The organism is Lysinibacillus sp. NPDC093216 (assembly GCF_050280325.1).
Taxonomy (GTDB): Bacteria; Bacillota; Bacilli; order Bacillales_A; family Planococcaceae; genus Lysinibacillus.
The window spans coordinates 30,613-54,993 of record NZ_JBNNVB010000030.1 but is presented as its reverse complement, the minus strand read 5'-3'; the positions used below and the strand labels follow the sequence as shown (position 1 = coordinate 54,993).

Below are 24,381 nucleotides of genomic sequence, written 5' to 3'. Positions count from 1 at the left end.
GAAATTAATAAACACTACTCTTTTTAATATGCTTGAGCAAACCAAACTGTATGTTTCGCTTCATTTCCACAACAAATACAAGTTGTCTTCGTAGTTGGTGGGTTAAATGGAATGTTACGAGAAGTATATTTTGTCTCTTCTTTCACTTTTTCCTCGCAAGCATCAGCTCCACACCATCCAGCAAGAACCCAACCAGGAATAGATCCGTTTTCCTTGGAAATGTTAATGTGTTGCTGTAAATCTTCCAGTGTATCGATATTTGTATGGGCGTTTTCATCACGGAATTTACGTGCTTTATCGAATAAACGACTTTGCATCGTTGTTAGTTCTTCTTCTATTGCCACAACAATGTCGTTCAGGTCAATGGATTGCTTGTCATCTTCATCTCGTGCTTTTAACAATGCCTGGTTTTTCTCTAAGTCACGTGGTCCTAATTCAACACGAACTGGTACACCTTTTAATTCCCATTCATTAAATTTGAAGCCTGGTGATTGGTCGAAGTCATCAAGACGTACTCGAATTCCCTTCTTCTTAAGAATTGCAAAGATGTCATCTAGTTTCTCCATAATTTCAGGGTTCTTTTTCCATGGACCTACAGGGATTAAGACAACTTGGGTCGGTGCAATTCGTGGCGGCAAAATTAGACCCTGCTCATCACCATGAACCATAATTACTGAACCAATTAAACGTGTAGAAGTCCCCCAGGATGTTGTGTGTACATATTCATGCTGATTAGCTTTATTTAAATATTTAATATCAAAGGCTTCAGCGAATTTTGTTCCTAAATAGTGAGAGGTACCAGCTTGTACGGCCTTGCCATTTTTCATCATTGCTTCAATAGAAAATGTATCGACCGCCCCTGCAAAACGTTCTGAAGGTGTTTTTTGTCCATCATAGACAGGAATGGCAAGTAAACCTTCTACTACCTCCTTATAGATAGCCAACATTTGCATTGTTTCTTTTCGTGCATCTTCTTCATCAATATGTGCTGTATGACCCTCCTGCCACAAAAATTCAGATGTTCGAATGAATGGGAGTGTTTTCTTCTCCCAACGAAAAACATTTGCCCATTGATTAATTAAGACCGGCAAATCACGGTAACTTTTGATCCAATTCGAATAGAGATGGCCAATCATCGTTTCAGAAGTTGGACGAAGTGCTAAACGTTCTTCTAATTTCTCGCCTGCTGCCTCCGTTACCCAAGGAAGCTCAGGTGAGAAACCTTCGATATGATCTTTTTCTTTTTGGAAGAAGGATTCAGGAATTAACATAGGGAAATAAGCGTTGCGATGACCTGTTTCTTTAAAACGACGGTCCATCTCTTCTTGAATATGTTCCCAAATTTCATAGCCGTCTGGTTTAAATGCGATACAGCCGCGAACTGGTGTATAATCCATTAAGTCTGCCTTTTGGATTGTCTCGATGTACCATTTTGAAAAATCATTTTGTTGTGTTGTCATTTTCTCTCCTCCATTTCTGTAACTTTACCTACTGAAAAAATAAAAAGCACAAAGCTGTCCTCTAAATAAGGACGTCTTTGTGCCGACTAAACGTGGTACCACCTTGAATTTAGTTTTAAGAAAACCTTAAAACCCTCTAAAGTTTTGTAACGAAAACGACTCGGTTATGTTTGCATAACATCTCCGTGGTAGGTTTCAGATAAGAAGCGGTGATATAGCTCTCAGCAATTGCTATATTCTCTGTTTCACTATTCTTACTTACTTGGCCACATCAACAATTTATATTTTATATAACTTTAGCAAAACAGTTGAATAATTTCAAATATTAAAACGATTATTTTTCGGGAAATATCAGAAAATTGACTTTACATACTAGTGACCAAATTGTTTCTAACTAGTAAAAATTCACTATCTCTGAAAAAAGAAATATAGTAAAAGTCGCTACTCCTTTGCTCTTTCTGTATTCGTTGTAAAGTTGCTTTTCATAATAAAATAACCATAAACACTTAGAGGATCTTGTCCTAAATTTAGGTCAAGATCCTCCATATTGTCTACATGTAACTTTCTACTATCAGTTTCGTAAAGTCCTTTACCGATAATGGCTTACTGAAATAATAGCCCTGTACGTACTCGCAGCCATGTTCACGCAGCACATTTAATTCTGCCTCTTCCTCGACACCTTCAGCCACTACTTGCAGATTTAAGGCATGCGCCAGTGAGATCATAGCTGAAATCATAGCAATGCCTGATTTTTCAGGCACAATATCACGGACGAATGCACGATCGATTTTCAAAACATCTACCGGGAAAGTTTTTAAATAATTTAACGATGAATAACCAGTACCGAAATCATCTAATGAAATCGTAATACCAAGTGCCCTTAATTGCTTGATTGTATTAATTAAGTCCTCCGTATAATCCAGCATACTCATTTCTGTTATTTCGATTTCTAAAAACTGCGGATCAATTTTTGTTTCTGCAATAACTTCATGTACCATTTCGACAAAGCCTGTTGTACTAATATGAATCGGAGAAATGTTAACGGCAACACGTAAGTTTATATTATGTACTTCATTCCAAGTGCGTACCTGGGCAGATGCTTTTCTTAACACCCAAACCCCTATATCATTAATGAGCCCACATTGCTCAGCAAATGGAATAAAGCGATCTGGTGGCATATGACCTAGTTCAGGGTCATGCCAGCGAAGTAATGCCTCCATGCCAATCACTGTATTCGTTTTTAAATTGATTTTTGGTTGATAATGTAATTCTAAAATATCTTTTTTTAACGCTTGATGTAACTTTGTTTCAAGTAATAACCATTTATCGTTGATTTCCTCCATATTTGGACGATATAAGCGATATTGATTACCACGTGAAGATTTTGCAGCATACATGGCGATATCTGCATTTTTCAATAATTCCTCAGGAGAGTTCGCATGATCTGGGAAAATACTAATTCCTATACTAATACTTGCGTAAAATTCATACGAATCAACAACAAAACTCTCATTAAAGACGCTGATTATTTCCTCAGCCTTGTCCTCAATATAGTCAACGTCGTTTAGTATAATAACAAATTCATCACTGTTGTGGCGGTAAATAGAATTTGATGTATAATCAACGTTGCGTAGACGATTCGCCATTTCTACTAAGAACATATCCCCGATGATATGACCAAGTCCATCGTTAATGTTTTTAAAACGATTTACATCAATGAAAAATAACGCAAACTTCTCTCCTGTACGTCGAGATTGATGGAATTCATTTTCTAAACGTTGTTCTAACTTACGACGATTGGGTAGTCCTGTTAATTCATCATGATAAGCAATATGAGTTATCTTTTTTATATCTTTTTGTGCGGTAATATCGACCCTTATAGCAATATATTGATACGGTTTACCATTGTCATCAAGAAAAGGAAAAATCGTTGTCTTCACCCAGTAAAGGCTGCCATCCTTCGCTCGATTACACACCTCGCCATTCCACATTTCACCATTGCCTATAGTTTTCCACATCTCTCTAAAGAAGGATCTTGGATGGAAACCTGAATTGAGTAAACGGTGATCCTGCCCTAATAATTCTTCACGGGTGTATTTAGATATTTTGCAAAAATGATCATTAACAAACGTAATTTTCCCAGTTCGATCTGTAATTGCTACAATGATTGAACTATTCATTACTGAAAAAATATCTTGTAATTCTTTCAGACTATAGTTAACTTGATTGATACTATCAGGCGTGATATTCATCATTTTCATTCTCCGTTCATTAGAAGGGTTTAGTACTTTTGTTTTATATTTCTACGAGGTATAAAGTTATGGGATATCGCCCTTTTTTATGTAATTATATTATAGTCTTAGAAAAGCAGTTAATTCAACCTAAATATCAAAACATTCAAATCTACATTTGATGGTTTTCAATAAAACAGCCCCTAATAACAAGGTCTTTTAACTTACTTGATACGATAGTTTTTGATTACTTTAATTACCTTAGTGCTATTCATATGTTATTTTTAACCTAGTTACTTTAGAATATATAAATCTTCTGTAATTTTACTACACTTGAATAATTTCTTCATTTATGATACGAATCAAAAATGCCTTACTGTCACATATAGACAGTAAAGCATTTTACAAGCTAAGAGACTTCATATTGTATTTGACCTCCCAATGTTTTAGCTCTTTCATTGTAGGCATCTAGTTGTTCCTGAGATAAGTTTAAAATATAATAGTGAAAATTTATTGGCTCTAAACCATGTTTCTCACACACTTGTCGATAAAAATCATAGCCTTCTCGATAATCTGTCATACTAATATCTTCCTTTCAATTGTGCAGTTTCGTTATAATATTCTAATTGTACTTGTGATAATTGAGTGACATATCTTGTTATATAACAGTATTATATTTTCATTAATAATATATAACAGATAGTGTGCTGTGTCAATAAATTTTCTGATATTTCTTTCAAATATACGAAAGCCCAGTCCATTTAAATTAGTATGGCTGGGCTTTTCATAAAATATTCACGTCGGCTTCCGTAATAACCACATCCTTTAATGACAAACCATTAAATTCCTAATTGTTTGGCTTGCATATTATAAGCTGAAAGTTGTTGCTGTGATAACTGAAGCAAATAATAGCGGAATGAAATTGGTTCAAGACCATAACGCTCACACATCTCACAATAAAATTCATAACCATCACGATACTTTGACATAAGAATTCCTCCTAGATCAAACTGTTTTATAACAGTTGTTTTTATTTTTATTTAATATATAACAGATGATTTGTTTCGTCAAGCTTTACAATAAAAAAACCTTGAAGATTTAATTCCACGACACAACAAAAGCCATTGTTTTGAAAAAAGTTGGATCAAAACAATGGCTCTCGTCATTATAGAATATTAAAGTCTTTCGGGAAGTAACGCTACCTTTACTTTTAGTTTTATGTCTACCGGAGTCTCTTCCTCTTCTACAAAGAAGCTCCTTTGGGAAATCTTTTAAATACCTTTTCAAAACTTTCGTTACTTTTTAAAACACCTTCTACAGATTTTGTATTTGTTGATGGTGCTCTTTACTCATTAATTTTATAATCCATTACTTCACAAATCCTATTTGCTTCATTTGTTCACTTATATTCAATTCTGGGAAGTAATTTTCAGCCAGTATTAGTACTTCTTCAATTAATACTTCCAATTCATGCAGACCTTGTTCTGGGTTTCTTAACAAAATATTGGTCATTCGATCATAGAGATTTTTAGGTTTGATTCTCATTTGTTCAATACTATATTGCATCCACTTAAATGCAGGGTGATGCACATACATTTTATTCATACCGAACAAAACACCAAGCAGCTTCTTTTGTACTTCACATATTACATCATAAAGCATAAGCCAATCTTTTCGTTTTAATAGGGCTTTTCGGTTATTCCATCGATTTCCTAACCAAAGATTTTCGGAAATCATATGTTTAGAAAGCTCTAAAGGATATTCTACTACTCTATTTTTCAACTCTCTAATTTTTTCATTTCCGTATAAACTCACTCCATCATAAATTGAAGCTACAATACATTGTTTGTCATAGTCAGTTTCGTACTTCTCCACCACATTGAGATAAAACGTTCAACTGTTGAGGATAAAAAGTTGCTTATTTCTAATTTAATTCCTTCTTTCATTAGATAGGATTCAGACCACTCTTCCTCCTCATAAGGATGATACGCCAAAATGGTTCCGCCAATTTTTTTAATAGGGAACTTTCGATCTTCCTCTTCTGGTGGTGTTGACCACAAAGTGTGCAATTCAATGTCTGAATTTTCATCCTGTAAGTTTCTTGATACCGATCCTGCCAGTATTATAGCTTCGATTTTCGGGTTTTGCATATAAACCTCTGCCATATCTTTTGATTTCTGTAATAAGAACATTTGCATCCTCCTATATAATTGTAAAAACTAATTCATCAAGCATTAGTCATATAAACTAAAGTACTTGTTTCCTAAATAACTTAATGTTCTTTCTTTATTTACCTGAACAACAACTTCAAGAAAAAATACTATCAATTATGCCTCGGCATAATTGTGTCCAGAATCGGCTTGATGCTTATGCCTGCAATTGTTTATTGTGCGAAAGCGCAGCGGCAACAACAACAACAACAACATGAGGGCCATCACGATGTCAGTCATTTCGGTCATGCCACAGGACATGGCGTTCTTAGACTGAGTTCCTCTATTTCGACGAGTGTTTGGACATCCGCTGAAAAAAGTTTAAAAAGCCCAATTTCTCAATATTAATATCGAGAAATTAGACCTTTCACCATATATTTTTCAATAATCGGATTATCATTCTAGGGATAAATATAAAAATGTTCCAGATTATTTCTGATGCAATTGAATTGTTAATGTCTCTAATAATTTCTTTAATATAATGTCGCGCTTTTCTTTTTTTCATTCTTTGTACTGTGTCTCCAGGAAGTTCATTAGTGTTCAACTTTTAAAAATGCTTTGATTTCTTTGATTTGTTCAATATGTCGTTGTTCATGAAAATGAATTTGTTCTACCCATTGATCAAGGGGCAATTCACCAATAGCAGGATGCTTCACGGACTTTTCCGCTAATATGGATGGGTCTTCGATTGTATTAAGAAAAGTTGTTAATTTTTTTCTTGAATCGTCTAGCAACTCAATGATTTGCTGAACTGTAAAAAAGCCTTCAGTTGGTTCAACAATTTTTGGTGCTGAAATTTTCTTTGTTCTATCTACGATAAGTTGAACATTTTTACGTTCCGTTTGCTTATTATCTTCTTGTTTCAATCCCCATGCAATCGCTTTTACAGAAGACTCCTCCACTAAAGCTAAGTGATGGCAAACCTGGGCGATACTCCAACTGTTTGCATCAGGCTTTGCATTCAACTGAGTATCACTTAATACTTTAATCTCCTCTAGTAAGTTATTTCTTGTTTCGCATAGACGGTCGTTAATTAATTGATTCATAAGCTACTCCCCTTATCAAACGATTTTTGATTCCTATTCTGTATATGTTCTATACAATATAAAATATTCTATTTGATTAATAAGATTTCCTTTAATATTTTGGAAAGTTGTCATCAATTATGCCTCTGTATAAGCGTTCTTAAACTGAGATTCTCTATTTCAGCGAATGAAAATTATCTTGCTCGAACAATATTAAACGGATTATTTTCGAGTACATGTTGCAACTCTTCATCTTCAATATGTGTATAGATTTGCGTTGTTGCTACACTTGAATGGCCCAAAATATGTTGGAGACTTCGAATATCTGCCCCTGATTTATACATCATCGTAGCGGATGTATGACGTAACTTATGTGGCGTCAGTCGTTCTTTTTGAAGCCCGGATTGCTGATTAATTTGTTTAACGATTTTTGCAACGGTTTGACGGGTGAAGCGTGTTCCCTTTTGTGAGACGAAAAGAGGCTCTTCTTCAATCCCTTTAAAGGCCGTCTTTCCGCTATTTTCATAGTCTGCAAGTGCCTGGATGCAGCTATCATTCAAATAAACTGTCCGCTCCTTATTCCCTTTACCAACAACCGTTAAGTAGCGACCTTGTATAGATGACCTATTGAGCTGACAAAGCTCTGTCACACGAATCCCTAAATTTAAGAAAAACATCATCATACAATAATTCCTTGGTGAAGCACGATTTGGCTGGATGCCATCGATAAATTGCGTGGCTTCCTCGATGTTCATATAGATAGGTTTTTTCCGTCCTATTTTTGGCGTTTCTAGTTCATCTGCCGGATTTTCCTCTAGTAAACGTCGTTTTCCTTTTAAATATTTAAAAAATGACTTCAATGTTGCTACTTTACGCGCTCTTGCAGATGCTGAATTCCCTCGCTGGACCTCGCAATATTCCATAAATAAATAAAGATCCTCTAGTGTCATTTCACGAATTTCTTCTATTGAAATAGTAGAAATATCTATTTTCGTTAAATCTGAACTATCATGATCATTTTGAATGGCTATGTAAAAACGAAAGAATAATGTCAAATCATATTCGTATTCTTTTCTTGTGCGGTGAGACTTCCCTTTAATCGTCGTTAAATAAACAAGGAAATCTCTCATTATTTTTGGTAGCTTCGGCTTTTCCATAAAATCACCTCTATTTTTTCTATTTTACCACGAAAAAACGTTCCCAAATATAAATTTGGGAACTTTATGGTGAAAAACAAGCTCTTTTTACAATCCGGAACAAATGTTCTATTCATGAGCAAAAAAAAGATGATTCCCTTTAGAAAGAAAATCACCTTTTTTAAAAGTTTTTATGAAAGTTTCATTTTTTAGGCATAAAACACGAAAAAAATGAATATTTAAATCTAGTGAGTTAAATGCTCTGAGACGATTCGAAAAATAAAAAGACGGATAACTATACGTGTCGATTCTTCTCACAACGCGCATGGTATTATTTGGATTTTTGTCGATTTCCGTATGAAAAACCGTTACTTTACAAAAATACTATACGTCCCATCTACTTGTTTTGCTAGAGACCAGTTTGTTGATAGCATATGTTGAAGCTTAGCAATAACTTCCTCATCACAAGTTAAATGTTGGATTCCTGTTTCTAACAATTGATAATCTTTCCCTTCTTCTAATTGGAAACGAATATACAATAAGCGCTGAATGCCTGGCAAAGTTACATATTTGATACTGTAGTTACCGTGCAGAGCATTTAAAAACCTTTGCTCCCCTTCTTGGTAAAGTGCCATTGTTTCGGAAAATTCATAGTTTGGTACTTTTTCCTGCCAAACTGATACATCCCCTGTTTGCAATGTACGTACAATCTCCTCATCAGTAAAATCTAATTTTGAAAGCTTGTCTAGCTCATAAGCTTGCATTAAATTAATGATTGTCATTTTATAAGCTCCTTTTATATGTATTTATCTTCATTCCTCTAAAAGTGATGAGATGAATGCAGATGTGGTTCCATTTCAATTGGTACCCATTTACTACAATTTTGCCAAGGCGAAATTGATTCTTACTAAGTGTAACACGTTTTCTCTACTACTTAAATTCGGAGGGCGATCCATATGATGAAGTTCTATGAATCTGGTATGTTTTTTGATGAGATGTTCGAAGGTAATCAACCGAAGCCTCATTATCGGTCTTTCCACCATAAGCTCAATGCTTTCACTAAGGAACAATTAGATGAAAAATATCAGCAAGCACAATCAACATTCCTTAAACAAGGCATTACATTTACCGTATATGGTGCACAAGGTGGAACAGAGCGGACAATGCCCTTTGATTTTATACCTATTATTATTCCATATGAACAGTGGGAAGAAATTGAATCTGGTATGAAGCAGCGTGTGAAAGCCTTAAATTGTTTTTTACATGATGTTTACCATGAACAGTCCATTTTTGAGGATGGCCTTATTCCGAAACAGCTCGTTGAAAACAATCCGTATTATTATAAAGAAATGCTTGGTGTAAATGTACCTATTGATAATCATATTTTTTTAGCAGGCATAGACTTGATTCGTGATGAAAATGGCGTTTACTACGTGTTAGAAGATAATTTACGCAATCCTTCAGGGATATCCTATGTTTTTCAAAATCGATCTGTGATGAAGGAAGTGTATCCTGAATTTTTCTCTAAACATACGATCCAGTCACTCGATAAACAAATGGCCTTTATGAAGAAGGCACTTCTCGCTCATCGGCCACCTTCTATGAACCCAAATAGAGAACCTAAAGCTGTCCTCTTAACAGCAGGTATGTATAATTCGGCCTATTACGATCATGTTTTCTTAGCACAGCAACTCAATATTCAGCTTGTCGAAGGGCGTGATTTAGTTGTCCGAGATAATAAAGTGTACATGAAGACAATCTACGGTCTAGAGCAAATTGATATTATTTACCGTCGAATTGATGATGATTTTTTAGACCCTGCTGTTTTTCGTGCGGATTCTTTACTTGGAGTCCCTCATATTATGGCTGCTTATAAGGCTGGAAATATTGCTATTTTAAATGCTGTTGGTAATGGTGTTGCTGATGATAAAGCGATGTATGCCTATGTACCGGATATGATTCGCTATTATTTGAATGAGGAACCTATTTTACGTAATGTAGAGACTTATCATCTAGCTGATGATAGACAGCGAGGTTGGGTCCTTGAGCATATGAGAGAGCTTGTCATAAAAAACGTTAGTGCCTCAGGTGGCTATGATATGCTAATTGGTCCGCATGCGAGTGATGAAGAAATTGCTATTTTTAAAGAAAAAATATTGGAAAACCCGGTTCAATACATTGCACAGCCAACAATTAGTCTATCTAGAGCACCAGCTTTTCAGGAAGGGAGATTTTATCCTTGTCATGTCGATTTGCGTGTTTATGTAATGAAGGGCGAGGATATGTATGTGCTTCCTGGAGGTTTATCGCGTGTAGCATTAAAAGAAGGATCTTTAGTCGTGAATTCTTCCCAGGGCGGAGGAGCAAAAGATACATGGATATTAAAGGAGGAATTGCAGTATGCTAAGTCGAGTAGCCGATGCACTATACTGGATGGCACGATATAGTGAACGATCACAAACAAATGCACATATATTACAAGTACAGCTGTTGAATATGTTGGAGCAATCTGGCAAAGAAAATGAATACATCGATCATTGGGAAGCGGTGTTAAATATTTGTGCTTCGAAGGAAGAATACTTGTCCTTTTATGAGTCGATTCGAGTCAATCCACTTATCGAATATCTACTCTTTTCTAATAATAACTGGAACGCCCTCCATGCTACTTTACGTGCGGTTCGAGAAAACGCCCGTGTAACGCGAGATAGCATACCCATTGAGCTTTGGGAATTGCAAAATGCTTTTTATTTATCATTACAGCAAGAAATGATGAAACGCGAAAGACCAATCCCACTAATTGTTCTTAACACTTTTTTACAAAATGTTCGAAAAACTTCTTTGACGGTAACGGGGCTTATCGAAGGCTCGATGGATCGAGATTTACCCTTTTATTTCATGCAAGTTGGGAAATGGTTAGAACGTGTAGAAAAGACGATTCGTATGGCTTTAATTATACTGGAGCAACATAAGGAAATAGCCGTCTCTTTAATAGAAGCGGACGGATCGTTTTTACTCGATTTATCGGAGGCGACGGAGTCTTATTTGCGCAAGCATCGCCAAACCAATTTACTTTATGTTATTCAATATTTATTACAAGATAAGCATTTTCCACGTTCAGTAATGTTTTGCTTAGAAAAATTAGAAGAAGCATTTATTTGTTTAGAAAACGATCCTCTTTCAGCAAGATTTTTAGAGCTTCATACCCCATTAAAGAGTTTAATATTTGCTGTGATGAATGTAGATTTATGGAATATTACCTTAGAGGAAACTATTTTGTTAATGGAGGAAAGATTGTGTCAATGTATTGATTTTGGCAATACATTTGCAACAATTTATCATTTATATGAACCCAGCGTACAACTTTGAAAGGAATCATCCACAGCTCCCTTTCAACAAGCAAGTCAGTAATCTAAAGGAAGCGGACACAATGAAATTTGAAATTCAACATACTAATATTTTTCAATATGAGTCTGAAGTCGATCAAAGCTTAAATACAATCCGCTTAAAGCCAAGGGGTGATGAGCGTCAGCGCTTATTATCCTATCGAATTGCCATCACTCCTTCATCTTTAACTCGTGAGCATACAGATATATGGGGCAATACGGTTGGCACATTTTATATACCTGAGCAGCATCAAGAGCTAGAAATTCAATCGACCTCTATTGTCAGCATTCAACGTGCACCATTTATTCATCGCATTCAATATTCACCAGAAATGCAGACCATTTTTCACTCGAAACTGTTTTATGAACATTATTTGCCCTATTTAAAGTTTACACATTTTACGTATATGACAGAAAATCAGTTAGAGGAAGTTTATCATGCCATTGGTCATGCTGAAAATCCTGTACTATTTTCATTAAATTTAATGCAATATTTATACTCTACTTTTGAATACGTTCCTGGTGCAACCAATGTTACGACAACTGCAAGCGAAGCCTTTTCCCTTAAGCGAGGCGTTTGTCAGGATTTCACACATGTCATGCTTGCAGTACTAAGAGCTAAAGAAATTCCAGCACGCTATGTGAGCGGCTATTTATACGTCGATGAAAACTCTGCCTTGGTCGGTGATATTGCAACCCACGCTTGGGTAGAAGTTATGATCCCAGGGATCGGCTGGATTGGTCTTGATCCAACTAATAATGTAGAAGTATTAGAAAATCACATTATTTTATGCATTGGCCGTGATTATTCGGATATAAGCCCAGTTGAAGGTGTTTATTCAGGTGGAAAGCATGATTTAACAGTCAAAGTGAGCGTCAAAGCATTGAATCATTTGTAAAATGGTATAAATTAAACCCCTGATTTTTCTACGCAAATTAGAAGAATCAGGGGTTTATTAAGATCTATTGTTTTCAGATTTAAATCTTCAATTTTGAGTCATTAAACTTTCAATATATCAAAAGAATTACTCTCGGTATCGTTCTTGATCATATAAGGATTATACAATACCCATTTCTTTTCCTATTTTTTCAATTTTATTTATGACTGTATTGAGCTGCTCCATTGTATGTGTAGCCATCACTGTAATCCGCAACCGGCTTGACCCTTTTGGCACAGTTGGTGGTCGAATCGCCGGAATAAAGACACCTTCATCCAGAAGTTTCTCAGAAAATTGCATAGCTTCATGGGCATCACCAATAAGAAGAGATAGAATTGGTGTTTCCCCTTCCGTAACTACAAAACCGGATTCCTCCAATTTCAAACGTAAATACTTAGCATTTTTCAACAATCGTTCCCTGCGTTCGGGCTCATTTTGAATAATAGCAATCCCTTCTCGCGCTGCTTCAATCGCACTTGGAGATAAACCCGTTTGGAAAATAAATGATCTAGCGTTATTCAGTAAATAGTTTTTTGCAATTGACGACGTCGCCACAAAACCACCTTCTGCACCAATCGCTTTACTCAACGTGCCTACTGTAAAATCAATGTCATCTTTCAATCCAAAATAATCAGCAGTACCACGACCATCACTTCCTAAGACACCTGTCACATGCGCATCATCAATCATTATGTAAGCATTGTATTTCTTTGCTAACGCAACGATTTCGGGAAGTGGAGCAATATCACCATCCATACTAAAGATGCCATCCGTCACAATTAACTTCTTTCCATCTCCACGTGAATGCCTCAATTTATGCTCTAAATCCACCATATCCGCATGTTCATAAACAATTGTTTTTGCTTGACTAAGTCGACAACCATCTATAATACTCGCATGATTCCAGGCATCAGAAAATATCATATCCCCTGCCTTCATCACACTCGAAATCACACCAATGTTCGCTAAATAACCACTGCTGAAAACAATAGCGGCTTCCGTTTTTTTAAAATCTGCAATTTCAGATTCAAGCTGTTCATGAATGACGAAATTTCCGGTTGTTAATCTCGAACCACCAGCTCCTGTACCGTATGTACTAATACCTTCAGATGCTTTCTTTCTCAATCGGAAATCAGTTGCAAGACCTAAATAGTTATTAGATGAAAAAAGCAAGAATTTCTTACCATTCATGATGATCTCGCTCTCATTTCCATTTGAAAACGAACGTAACTTCCTTGTCAACCCTTTCTCTTCTATTAATTGTAGTTCCCGCTGAAACCAATGATCCATTTTTCAATCCCCCTTAATGAGAACCGGTACGCTTTCTAAATAGTCTATAAAAGATTCTAGTTCAACTTCATCTGACACAAAATAAATACGCCCTCCACTCTCACAACCTTCTCTTTTTAACGGTGTAATTCTGACATAACCAATGGCACGATTACTTACATATCCAGTCACGTAATCTGGATCATCAGACCAACATAATTCTGCAATTGTAAACGGAGAATTCGCCACTTTCGTCGCCAAAGCCAATGCTTCACGGACACGCTCATTAAGCTCCTCATTAGTGTCTTGCCAATCGATTCGTGATACACGCACACCCTTTTGCCCCCGACCGTCAAGCCGTAAGCCGGTTTTACTATTTAGGATGATTGCCCCACGGAGGTTTTGATTACTAGCAAGTTGATGAAAAGCAACATTTAGTGCATGTTCCGAAACACCTAAAGATGTTAGTATCTTTCTTGCTTCACTATGGGCCTTTTCGATTGAAACCGCCTCAACTGTCGTAATTTCTAAGGGTGGCAAATACTGTATCTGATCATGCGCTATTTTTTCAACGGTAATTTGAATAAAGTCAGCATCTCCACGTGAATGATTACTTGCTTTATTCAATAGCTGTTTTACAATGGGCTCTATCTGAGATTTACTCCCTATCCGTTCACCACCAGATATATGCTTTTCCCCTAGTTCAGGACTTCTTTCAGCCGCACGCATTCGTATGCTATAACACGTTTTTAACATGATTATTACCTGCTACTTTCCTATTAATTGTTTGTAACAACTTCGTTATGGGATAAACACTAACAGCTGTGATTACCATGCCTGGAATAGCCAAAACTAATAACGGTAAAAATGGAGTCCCTAACGTAAAAGCCAAACCAAATCTAGCAATCGTTGTTCCAATGGGGCCTGCCAAAACAAGTACCGGAATGGAAGTCCCAAATAAAACAATAAGTAAGCCTACAGTCAATCGAAAAATTAAGGAGATCTCCACATTTAAGATTGAGTGTATACCTAATAAAAATAAGATTAAACTTGCAATGATTCCTGCTAGAAAATATCGCTTAAATCCAAATACCGTAGCAATCGCAACTGCAATAGGTGCTGATAATTGAAATTCAGACCCAGGAAAACCTGTTGGAATTTTAAACATGCCTGTAACGATAATAAGACAAGCTAGCAATGAAATCTGGGCAAGATCATATGTAGAAAACTTTCGGATCATTTTATTCCTCCATCTTACTTTTGAAATACTTGATGTCATTTCCTCCTATTCCCCTCAAATTGAGTTAACCTTGATTAATAATAAGTTAACACAAAAATAGATTGGAAAGTAGATAAAATGGTAGGATTTTTTATTATTTGTGAAAAATACAGTTTTGTTTATTAGTAGGTTTCAAAAAATGAAGTTCGTGTTCCTCAGGCTAGAGAATGGCCACATGCTTTTTTCAGATTCCGCATCGCCACGAGCACCCTTGCACTTGGCTAGTTACTACTTCTGTCTTCACGGTTCAGGTATGTATTCTATAGATTCCATCCATGCTGGGTGCGCAAAAAAAGTATAGGCCCAATTAGCCTATACTTTCACACCTATAAACGTTAAATAAATATGTACAAAAATGCTTGTTTAACCAAGTACATTTTTGATTTCCTTTGTTACAGGAAGTGGCGAGCATGATAGACTTGACCGGTTAGCCAGCCCTTGATATAGCTGGGTTCTAGGCTATCGAATCATGCGAGTAGAGGCAGCGTGTCAAGTTGTAACTATTCACGCACTTGTATAGAAAAGTAGTTGATCAGCGAATGGGTACATGCTTAGAATAGCAAAAATGTACATTGTTATTTTGACATTTATACACACCTAGACCAGTTCTGATCTTTTCCCTTTCGATTCGAAGGTTAACAGCAGACGCCTATTCTTGTAATGGCACACTATCTATACACCTCTTTTATTCCCCCAAACAAGGGCATGCAACTGTGGCAGTACTTTGACATCTCTGAATTCCTCATCCTTAATCACTCTATCAATCAGCGCATGATATTTATCTAATAAATGTAGTATTAATCGTGAATTGTCAGTCGTCGTGAGATCATCATTACCGACTTGGAGATAAAAAGGAATCGTTGGATATCGATGGTGAATTTGTTTAGCATAATCGTAATCCTCTTGATTAAAAACGACTACTTTGAGGGATATATGATGATTACTGTTTCGTTTTTTTAGCTTTTCAAAGATATCAGTGAGCACCGAATAGTCTGTGGTCATTCCAGAACTAGGTGGCTTTGGCGAGATTGTCAGTTCATCAATCTCATACATCCATTTTTGCCACCTGCTTCCCTGTGTTTCCACTCCGACCTTTATGTCGTTTTCTTTTAAAATGGCAATGAGTTCTTCCAAATTTTGATAGAGTGCAGGATTGCCGCCTGAAATCGTGACAAATGAAAAACCATTGCCTCCAAGACGTTTCAACTCAGACCAAATCTCTTCCGCTGTCATTTGGACTATAAGATGCTTTCCGCTGCCATCCCATGTAAACGATGAATCACACCAAGAACAGGAATAATCACAGCCGGCAGTTCTCACAAACATTGTCTTCTGGCCAACGACCATTCCCTCACCTTGAATCGTCGGTCCAAAAATTTCTATAACAGGTACCTTACTCAACTTCCATCCACTCCCGTCTCGCTTCTGCATAGCTTGTCGGAGTTTCGTATAGCCTGATAAACTCTACACGCGCACCGTTATACCTTTGTTCGTCAAGCAAGGCCTGAGCCAACTTTTCGTAAATCCAAACAACAATGTTCTCTGCCGTCGTATTCATGGGCGGAAGCGTTTCATTTAAATAGCGGTGATCCAAATGAATCTCTATTTTTTGTTTCCATATTGCTTTTATATCGCCGAAATCAATCACCAAACCGCGATCATCTGTGTATCCACTCAGTCCTAATATTACACGATACGTATGACCGTGTAGATTTTTGCATTTCCCCTCATAATTATGTAAATGATGAGCAGCATCGAAGGTAAATTCTTTGCTTATGAGAACACGCTTTGCATGATAGATCAATTGATTTCTTTGAATATCTTCATCTATCTTTTGGAGCTTATCGACGATTTTAAAATCTGACATGTTTTAAGACTCCTTCCTGTAATTCAAATACTCATCAAGCCCTTTTTTTCGCAGTTTACATGCTGGGCATTCACCACAGCCATCTGCTATTACACCGTTATAACAAGTCAACGTTCTTTCCCGTACAAAATCAAGTGCCCCAAACTGATCAGCAAGCTCCCATGTCTGTGCCTTATTCAACCACATCAACGGTGTATCAATCACAAAAGAATCATCCATCGATAAATTTAACGTTACATTCAAGGATTTAATAAAAACATCTCGGCAATCCGGATATCCGCTAAAATCCGTTTCACAAACGCCAGTTACAATATGCTTAGCTCCTACTTGACTCGCTAAAACGCCTGCAAATGAAAGAAAGAGAAGATTTCGGCCAGGTACAAAAGTCGATGGAAGCTCACCGTTTTCTCCCTCTTCTACCTTTATGTCTTGTCGTGTCAATGCATTCGGAGCAAGTTGATTCAGAAGTGACATATCAAGAATGTGATGTTTAACACCGAGATCCTCTGCTATCTTCTTCGCACATTCAATTTCAAGATGATGCCTTTGACCATAATCAAAAGTTACTGCCTCTACCTCTTCAAAACGTTCTTTTGCCCAAAACAAACAGGTTGTACTGTCCTGACCTCCACTAAATACAACAATTGCCTTTTCCTGCTTCATCTATAAAAACTCCCTTATATCGAAAAACAGTACTCTAAGAAAAAGTGCTGTTTTCTTCTTAGTTTTTTAACGAATATTGTGTGCCTTAATAAGTTAAATACTTCAATCTTTCTTAACGGCTTCGGCCAGACATAAAAAAACCCCCTTGTAAAATGTTTCCCAACACTTTTCAAGAGAGGCATCACCAATCATTCTATTAAAACATAAGTAAAAACATAAAAAAAGCCACGTCCGATATGGACATGGCATATTGTCATGTTTCCATAGTTTTTTATAGAGGGTATTTGCTATGAACCTCTCCCGTTTTAGTCCGGGCATTCTTTTCTTCAATATAATACAAAAAATAGTATAAAACGTCAAATGGATTTTTTTTAAGATCTTCCCATAAATGCTTTTCTAGAACAACCACTGTTATATTGTCCTATATTATACTAAACACTTTGCTGAAATTAAATTCATTAATATTTTGAGGATATATATCAATAAATCACTATTCCATTGTCTAGAACAGATTTATTTTGCACCTGATTTCCTAAAATATATAGCTTTTTCAAATTAGGCAAATTCACTAATGGCTCTACATTTGAAATAGCGTTATTTTCCAAATGAAGCACCTCAATTTGTTGCCAATTCCCCATAAAACTTAACGATTGTAGTGAACTATCTTGTATTGTGAATGAACGCAGAGCTGAAAAGCCAGCAAAGTAAGGCATAACCTTATCAACTTCATGCACCCAGTCACCATTACCTATTCGGAAGGATACATTATTCAAAGTTAAATGTTCCAGTATGTTGTTGTTAAATGAATTTTGACTATTAATTTGAAACTTACAGTCATTACAATTTAACGTTTTTACATGCTGTAAATTGAATAATTCACTCGTCTCTTCATAAAAAGATGTTTCATTTAAATTTATGGTTTGCAGATTTGGCAAACGATTTAAAGAACGAATGCCTGTAAAATCGCCAGACTCCATCGCTGTAAGTTGTTCTAGCTGTGGGTATTTCAGTAATTCTGCTCCATTCAAATACGACTGTCCCCCACTTATCTCAACAGTTAAATCTTTTAAAGCAGGTGCCTCTAACTTGGATAAGAAAGAACTTTTTAATTCGGCTTTTTTTAAATGGGGTGCTACAATCGATGCTATTTGGCCACTATAACCAGTTATCGATAAATCGGTCAGTGAAGTCAGGCTGTTCACAATATCATACAATTCTAATTTATAAAGAGAAGCTAAACGCAACTTTGTCAATGAAGACTTATTTCTAAGGTGTTCTACATTCGTAATATCCATATTTTCAAGATCAAGCGTTTGCAAGTTAGGCATGTTTTGGATAAAATCAAGCGTTTTTAAATTTTTCACCGCTGTAAGTTTCAATTCTTGTAATTGATTCAGTGAATAGAACGAGCTAAAATCTGTCGCTTCACTCAAATCTATTGCTAACGACTCTAAATCAGTTAATGAAGACAACCACTTCAAATCATTGGCAGATCTTAAAGACAATGATTTTAATGGCAGTTTATTCAGAAGAGGGTAGTCTGTAACCGTCTCGTTGTGATACGAAATTTCAAGTGATTGAAGATTAGGAAACTCTAATAATAAAGCAAGTTCATCATTACTTCGGATTTGAACAGAGAGTTCTACAACATTAGACTTATCGCTAAAATATTCAGCAATTTTACTAAATGATTCATTAAAGCTACCTGTATAGCTTTTTAAACCTTCCAGATGTCGGAAGCTTACATTTTCACTTTGTGATATTTCATAATCACCCATCAAATTCAATACCGTCAGACCAGTAAAGGCTTCAAAATCTTTTTGTTCAATTTTTTGTGTATTTAATAACTTATCCATAATGGTATAGTTAGAAATTTTGGCTTGCTTATTTGTAAACGGATCGTCGAGACTGTAATCAAAATGCCATTGATCTTCAGAATAGTATGCCTTTAAATAACGGATACTTGCGATCTCTTCTTTAGTCGGCATTGCTCCACCTTTATCAAAAATATCTTTTAAAAAGAATAAAAGAACTTCGCTTTCAGGCATTTCCCGAACAGGTAGGTCCTTATGGTTACCATATTCTGTTTGATTGCCGCTCAAAAGAAAATAGCCAAGGAATACACAAAGGATGACAATCGGTATTATTAAAAGCGCTTTTAAATTCGGTTTTGGACGTGTAGCTTTATTCGCAGAAGTTGTACCATAATAATTATTAATCGTCTGATCAACATAATAAACTTTATTCTCTTTCAACATTATTTCAGTTTCACAAAAAGGACATTTGAATGATTGTCCCTCTCTATATTCAATTTTTCCATTACAATTCGGACAATTTAATTTAATGAATTCCACTGGCAATCCCCTCTGCAGCTCTATTTTAATTAAGCTTAGTTGTCCTAAAAATAATTGTCAATATTTCTATTAAACACCAATTATTTCACACCTTTAGACCTACAACAAAAAAAGCCACCTATGAGGCGACTTTTTTGTGTGTATTCACTCTTTTATACAATAAGTTTAAACTTCTGATTTACTATTACTTGTGATACGGAGGATAAGTGAGGTTATTATACGGAACTCAAATATAAATTTAACGAAGTCTCAACTTCCTTCGCAACAAGCTCCACAAAGTCCCTATAATCCTCTGTCGTAAGAGTTTTAAAGTTTATTCATCACGATCAAGCGCCTCTTTTACAAATGTAGGAAGGGCGAATGCACCAACATGTAAATCTGTATTATAATATTTCGTTTTTAGAGCAAATTTGTCCCAAGCATCTACTTGAACATCTTTAATTGGATGTAACGCTTTTGAAGCAAATCCGAATAGCCAGTGTCCCGATGGATATGTTGGCATATGGAATTGATATACGCTTGCGATTGGGAAAATACCTTTAATTTTTTTATGTGCTTTACGCATGTTTTCTGCATACTCCGCGAAATATGGTGATTCGTGTTGGTTAATTAGAATTCCTTTTTCGTTTAATACACGATAACATTCTTTATAGAAAGCTGTTGTAAATAAACCTTCACCGACTGAAATTGGATCAGTAGAATCTACTAATATTAAATCGAATGATTGATCAGCTGCGTTTTGAACGTAAGCTAAGCCATCATCGAAAATCATTTCCATACGTGGATCTTCTTCAACACCAGCAGCTGTAATCGGAAGGTATTTTTGGCTTAAACGGAATACTAACTCATCGATTTCAACCATTACTACTTTTTCTACTGATGAGTAACGTAGTACTTCACGAGCAGTACCACCATCACCACCACCGATAATTAATACTTTTTTTATATCTGGATTGGTAGCGAATGCTGGGTGCGTAATCATATCATGATAAATGAACTCATCTTTTTCGTTGACCATCATCAATCCGTCTAAAGTGAAGAAAGTACCAAACTCCTCACCTTTATAAAAATCTATTTTTTGGAATGGAGATTGTTCACTATGAATTTCTTCGTTGTATCCGATTGAAAATTTACAGTTATTGCTCCATTGTTCTGTATACCATTTCATTAAATCACGTCCTCTAATACTTCTTGTTTTACTAGAATTGTATCAATTTCTTGTTCTGCAAATTGGCGAATTTTATCAGCCATTCCACGAGGTACTTCAAATGATTCTGTCTTTTTCGCTTGCAGTTTTTGTTCTAAATATTCTGCTGCTTTCCAAGGACTTACTGAGTCGCCACAAGTATAAACATCTACAGAAGCAAATCCGTATTCTGGCCAAGTATGAATCGTTAAATGTGATTCAGCAATAATGACTGCACCCGAAACACCATATGGGTTGAAATGATGGAAGCAAGATTCTACAATGGTTGCCCCAGAATAGTCTGCAGCTTCATTCATAAACTGCTCGATTAAAGCGTTTTGCTCAATAATTTCACTTGGGCAACCATAAAATTCGATTAATACGTGTCTACCTAATGTTGATAATTCAATGCTCATTTATCTATCTCCCTTACGACTGTTATAAAATTTTCTTCTTCAGTTTCGTTTAGAACATTCCCAAAATTAAGAAAATAGAAGTTATATAATTCTACTAATTCCTCTGAAATAACTTCTCCGGGGATTACTAATGGTATTCCCGGTGGATAAATCATTAATGAATCTGCACTAATTCGACCTACCGCATCATAAATTAAAATTGTTTCTGTTTCTGCATTACACGCCTGTTGCGGTGTCATTGCTAATCTATTTATTTGATTCGCTGTCACATAAACTGACTGAATCGCATCTTTTTTAGCGTGATTTAGTTCTATATCTTTTAACGCATGTACTAATTTACCAATTGTTTCATTCGTATCAGCATGACTAATGACTGCCATTATGACATAGCCTTCAGCAAGTTCTAATTGAATTCCGTACTGTTGTTTCAATATTGTGTAAACTTCAAAACCAGTTAAACCGATATCGTTCACACGAATAACAAGTTTCGTCCAATCATAGGATTGATTGAAATTTTGATGTACGTATTCAGCTTTAAGTACTTCATAGCGTGAATTATTTTCAATTTCTTCAACTGCCGCATCAACAATTGACTTTAAATTGCTATAACGTTGTTGTCCATACAACGCTAAATCCCTTCGTGCTACATCTAAAGAACTCATTAATAAATAATTTGCACTCGTCGTTTGCAGCCTATTTAATACCTTTTGCAAATGCTTCGAATCAATTCTTTTTTCTTGTAGTAAAAGAAGCGAACTTTGCGTTAATGAACCCCCAGTTTTATGCATACTCATCGTTACTGCATCTGCACCAGCACTAATTGCATCGTTTGCATCTGGTAAAAATGTTAAATGCGCTCCGTGTGCACTATCAACTATAACTGTTACATTTTGTTCATGTGCGAGTTGACAAATTTCTTGCAGTTTATTCATCGAACCAAAATAGGTTGGATACGTCACAAGTAAAGCTTTCGCTTGTGGATTTTCTGCAAGCGCCGATTTTACATGTTCAACTGAAATTCCGTGTGCAATACCAAAATGTTGATCAACTTCAGGTTGAATAAATACTGGTTTTGCTCCACTTAATATAATGCCGTTCATAACTGATTTATGGCAGTTACGAGGAACGATCAATGTATCTCCTTGTTTACATGTCGCTAAAATCATCGCCAGAATACCTACAGTAGTACCATTTACTAAAAAGTAAGCGTAGTCTACATTAAATGCTTGTGCAGCTAATTGCTGAGCTTCTTTAATAACCGATTCCGGATGACTTAATAAATCAAGTTCCTTCATCGAGTTTACGTCCATTCTTAATGTCATTTCTCCTAGCGTCCATTTTAATGGGTTTTCTTGTAGCCCCATTTTATGTCCAGGTACATCAAACGGCGTAACTTCTTGTTTAGCATAATTGACCAAAGCTTCAAATAATGGCATGCGGTCTTGAGTGGCTAAAAATTCTTCTGTAGCCACTCGATCTTGCACGCACTGCATTATTGTCCAATAGCAACTGCTAAGAGTTGCTGTAATTCCGAAACTTTGTCTGTTATTTCCCAAGTTACGTTTACATCACTACGTCCAAAGTGACCATAAGCTGCAACTTGTTGATATTGTGGTTTACGAAGATTTAGCATGTTAATAATGCCAGTTGGAGTTAAGTCGAATAATTGACGAATCGCTTTTAAAATTTCTTCTTTCGCTACTTTTTCTGTAGCAAATGTTTCTAAAGCGATACTAATTGGTTCACTTACACCAATTGCATATGATAATTGGATTTCACATTTATCTGCCAAGCCTGCTGCAACAATATTTTTCGCAACGTATCGCGCTGCGTAAGCCGCTGAACGGTCAACTTTTGTACAGTCTTTACCAGAGAATGCACCACCACCATGACGAGCCGCGCCGCCATAAGTATCAACAATAATCTTACGTCCTGTTAAACCTGCATCTCCGTGTGGTCCGCCTACTACGAAACGACCAGTAGGATTAATTAAAATGCGGAAGTCTTCATTCATACCAAATTGCTTTGCAACAGTTTTAATTACATTTTCTGTAACATAATCAATGAATGCAACTCGGTCAAAATCATCATCATGTTGTATTGACATTAAAACAGTATCAATTTTAGGTTGCATACTATCTGTATAATCAATTGTTACTTGTGATTTCATATCTGGGCGAGCCCATTTGAATTTACCATTTTTACGTTGCTCCGTTGCACGTTTTACAAGCATATGCGCCATTTCAATTGCTAAAGGCATATAGTTCTCAGTTTCATTAGTCGCAAAACCGAACATAATCCCTTGGTCACCTGCACCAACTTCTTTTGTATCGCTTGAAGAATCAACACCCATTGCGATATCAGGAGATTGCGTGTGTACTAAAACTTGTACATTGCAGTTATGACCATCAATGCCGAACTTATCATCTGTGTAACCAATGCCGATTAGGGTATCACGGGCAATTTTTTCGATATCAAGTTCTGCTTTTGTTGTGATTTCTCCACCAACAATTACTGTGTTTGTAGTTGTGAATACTTCACATGCCACACGTGATAACGGATCTTGTGATAATGCTGCATCTAATACTGCATCTGAGATTTGATCTGCAATTTTATCTGGATGTCCTTCCGATACAGACTCCGATGTGAATAATACTTTTTCTGACAATTTTCACTGCTCCTAACAAAATAATAGATTTTAGGGCATAAAAAAAAGCTCACCCAATTTAAGGAAAGCTTCGAATACTATCAGCTGCTGTTCCTCTTATTGTTCACAAAAGTAAATTTTGTGCTCAGGTTCGGCCCACTGGATTTAATTCATTTTGAACTAAATTGTTTGGCCACCGTATCTTCGACCCCTCGTCTCAACGGTTATTAATAAGAGCTATATTATTATGCTGAGACTCATATTAAGTCATAAACAATTGAGTGTCAATTTATTTTTTCATGAATTATTGCTATGAA

21 protein-coding genes, 1 pseudogene, 1 riboswitch and 1 other annotated feature are annotated in these 24,381 nt (G+C 36.0%); of the genes and pseudogenes, 3 read left to right on the top strand and 19 right to left on the bottom strand.

The window, feature by feature from the left end; genetic code table 11:
• Positions 1-23: 23 nt before the first annotated feature.
• From proS to ACQKOG_RS23130, 8 genes and pseudogenes are all read right to left on the bottom strand, one after another.
• Positions 24-1,460 (bottom strand): proline--tRNA ligase, encoded by a 1,437-nt coding sequence (gene proS, locus ACQKOG_RS23165; RefSeq protein WP_427448349.1) that lies wholly within the window; start codon positions 1,458-1,460, stop codon positions 24-26.
• Between the two features lie 64 nt (positions 1,461-1,524).
• Positions 1,525-1,744 (bottom strand) — a binding site (T-box leader).
• A gap of 267 nt (positions 1,745-2,011) precedes the next feature.
• Positions 2,012-3,715 (bottom strand): putative bifunctional diguanylate cyclase/phosphodiesterase, encoded by a 1,704-nt coding sequence (locus ACQKOG_RS23160; RefSeq protein WP_427448348.1) that lies wholly within the window; start codon positions 3,713-3,715, stop codon positions 2,012-2,014.
• Positions 3,716-4,100: 385 nt separating this feature from the next.
• Complete coding sequence (locus ACQKOG_RS23155) at positions 4,101-4,271, bottom strand: transcriptional regulator (RefSeq protein ID WP_370083439.1); 171 nt, start codon at positions 4,269-4,271, stop codon at positions 4,101-4,103.
• Between the two features lie 259 nt (positions 4,272-4,530).
• Positions 4,531-4,680, bottom strand: coding sequence for a hypothetical protein (locus ACQKOG_RS23150; RefSeq protein WP_049665318.1), 150 nt, complete (start codon positions 4,678-4,680; stop codon positions 4,531-4,533).
• A 379-nt stretch (positions 4,681-5,059) separates the two neighbouring features.
• Positions 5,060-5,883: pseudogene (locus ACQKOG_RS23145) on the bottom strand (DUF4037 domain-containing protein).
• A gap of 551 nt (positions 5,884-6,434) precedes the next feature.
• Positions 6,435-6,947 carry a DinB family protein gene (locus ACQKOG_RS23140; protein WP_402871629.1) on the bottom strand — a complete coding sequence of 171 codons (513 nt, stop codon included), beginning with the start codon at positions 6,945-6,947 and terminating at the stop codon, positions 6,435-6,437.
• A gap of 173 nt (positions 6,948-7,120) precedes the next feature.
• Positions 7,121-8,083 (bottom strand): tyrosine recombinase XerC, encoded by a 963-nt coding sequence (locus ACQKOG_RS23135; protein WP_402871626.1) that lies wholly within the window; start codon positions 8,081-8,083, stop codon positions 7,121-7,123.
• A 347-nt stretch (positions 8,084-8,430) separates the two neighbouring features.
• A complete protein-coding gene (locus ACQKOG_RS23130) occupies positions 8,431-8,844 on the bottom strand; it encodes a hypothetical protein (RefSeq protein ID WP_402871623.1) in 414 nt (137 codons plus the stop codon).
• Positions 8,845-9,018: 174 nt separating this feature from the next.
• On the opposite strand from ACQKOG_RS23130, the gene ACQKOG_RS23125 reads away from it, so the two are divergent.
• The 3 genes from ACQKOG_RS23125 to ACQKOG_RS23115 all read left to right on the top strand — a co-directional run bounded on the left by ACQKOG_RS23125 (position 9,019) and on the right by ACQKOG_RS23115 (position 12,344).
• A complete protein-coding gene (locus tag ACQKOG_RS23125) occupies positions 9,019-10,509 on the top strand; it encodes a circularly permuted type 2 ATP-grasp protein (RefSeq protein ID WP_427448347.1) in 1,491 nt (496 codons plus the stop codon).
• Positions 10,463-11,428 carry an alpha-E domain-containing protein gene (locus tag ACQKOG_RS23120; RefSeq protein ID WP_427448346.1) on the top strand — a complete coding sequence of 322 codons (966 nt, stop codon included), beginning with the start codon at positions 10,463-10,465 and terminating at the stop codon, positions 11,426-11,428. The genes ACQKOG_RS23125 and ACQKOG_RS23120 overlap by 47 nt, the downstream gene beginning before the upstream one ends.
• Positions 11,429-11,489: 61 nt before the next feature.
• Positions 11,490-12,344 carry a transglutaminase family protein gene (locus tag ACQKOG_RS23115; protein WP_370081371.1) on the top strand — a complete coding sequence of 285 codons (855 nt, stop codon included), beginning with the start codon at positions 11,490-11,492 and terminating at the stop codon, positions 12,342-12,344.
• Positions 12,345-12,503: 159 nt separating this feature from the next.
• Here ACQKOG_RS23115 and bioF read toward each other — a convergent pair whose 3' ends face one another.
• The 11 genes from bioF to metK all read right to left on the bottom strand — a co-directional run bounded on the left by bioF (position 12,504) and on the right by metK (position 24,085).
• Positions 12,504-13,673 carry an 8-amino-7-oxononanoate synthase gene (bioF, locus tag ACQKOG_RS23110; protein WP_370081373.1) on the bottom strand — a complete coding sequence of 390 codons (1,170 nt, stop codon included), beginning with the start codon at positions 13,671-13,673 and terminating at the stop codon, positions 12,504-12,506.
• Between the two features lie 3 nt (positions 13,674-13,676).
• Entirely contained in the window at positions 13,677-14,408 is a 732-nt protein-coding gene (bioW, locus tag ACQKOG_RS23105; RefSeq protein WP_370081375.1) for a 6-carboxyhexanoate--CoA ligase, read from the bottom strand.
• Positions 14,389-14,892, bottom strand: coding sequence for a hypothetical protein (locus ACQKOG_RS23100; protein WP_427448345.1), 504 nt, complete (start codon positions 14,890-14,892; stop codon positions 14,389-14,391). Before ACQKOG_RS23100 ends, bioW begins: the two co-directional genes overlap by 20 nt.
• A gap of 711 nt (positions 14,893-15,603) precedes the next feature.
• Positions 15,604-16,332, bottom strand: coding sequence for a 7-carboxy-7-deazaguanine synthase QueE (gene queE / locus ACQKOG_RS23095; RefSeq protein ID WP_370081379.1), 729 nt, complete (start codon positions 16,330-16,332; stop codon positions 15,604-15,606).
• On the bottom strand, positions 16,325-16,798 hold the full coding sequence (queD, locus tag ACQKOG_RS23090) for a 6-carboxytetrahydropterin synthase QueD (protein ID WP_370081381.1): 474 nt from the start codon (positions 16,796-16,798) through the stop codon (positions 16,325-16,327). Before queD ends, queE begins: the two co-directional genes overlap by 8 nt.
• 3 nt (positions 16,799-16,801) lie before the next feature.
• Positions 16,802-17,461, bottom strand: a complete 660-nt coding sequence (queC, locus tag ACQKOG_RS23085; protein ID WP_402871605.1) for a 7-cyano-7-deazaguanine synthase QueC — start codon at positions 17,459-17,461, stop codon at positions 16,802-16,804.
• Positions 17,462-17,718: 257 nt separating this feature from the next.
• A riboswitch (PreQ1 riboswitch) is annotated at positions 17,719-17,765 on the bottom strand.
• 175 nt (positions 17,766-17,940) lie between these two features.
• Positions 17,941-19,815: a leucine-rich repeat domain-containing protein gene (locus tag ACQKOG_RS23080; protein WP_427448344.1), complete on the bottom strand. Its 1,875-nt coding sequence runs from the start codon at positions 19,813-19,815 to the stop codon at positions 17,941-17,943.
• Positions 19,816-20,128: 313 nt separating this feature from the next.
• On the bottom strand, positions 20,129-20,983 hold the full coding sequence (gene speE / locus ACQKOG_RS23075) for a polyamine aminopropyltransferase (RefSeq protein ID WP_427448343.1): 855 nt from the start codon (positions 20,981-20,983) through the stop codon (positions 20,129-20,131).
• Complete coding sequence (gene speD / locus ACQKOG_RS23070; protein ID WP_082172725.1) at positions 20,983-21,417, bottom strand: adenosylmethionine decarboxylase; 435 nt, start codon at positions 21,415-21,417, stop codon at positions 20,983-20,985. Before speD ends, speE begins: the two co-directional genes overlap by 1 nt.
• Positions 21,414-22,910, bottom strand: a complete 1,497-nt coding sequence (locus ACQKOG_RS23065) for an aminotransferase class I/II-fold pyridoxal phosphate-dependent enzyme (RefSeq protein ID WP_427448342.1) — start codon at positions 22,908-22,910, stop codon at positions 21,414-21,416. The genes speD and ACQKOG_RS23065 overlap by 4 nt, the downstream gene beginning before the upstream one ends.
• Entirely contained in the window at positions 22,910-24,085 is a 1,176-nt protein-coding gene (gene metK / locus ACQKOG_RS23060) for a methionine adenosyltransferase (protein ID WP_427448341.1), read from the bottom strand. The genes ACQKOG_RS23065 and metK overlap by 1 nt, the downstream gene beginning before the upstream one ends.
• Positions 24,086-24,381 lie beyond the last annotated feature (296 nt).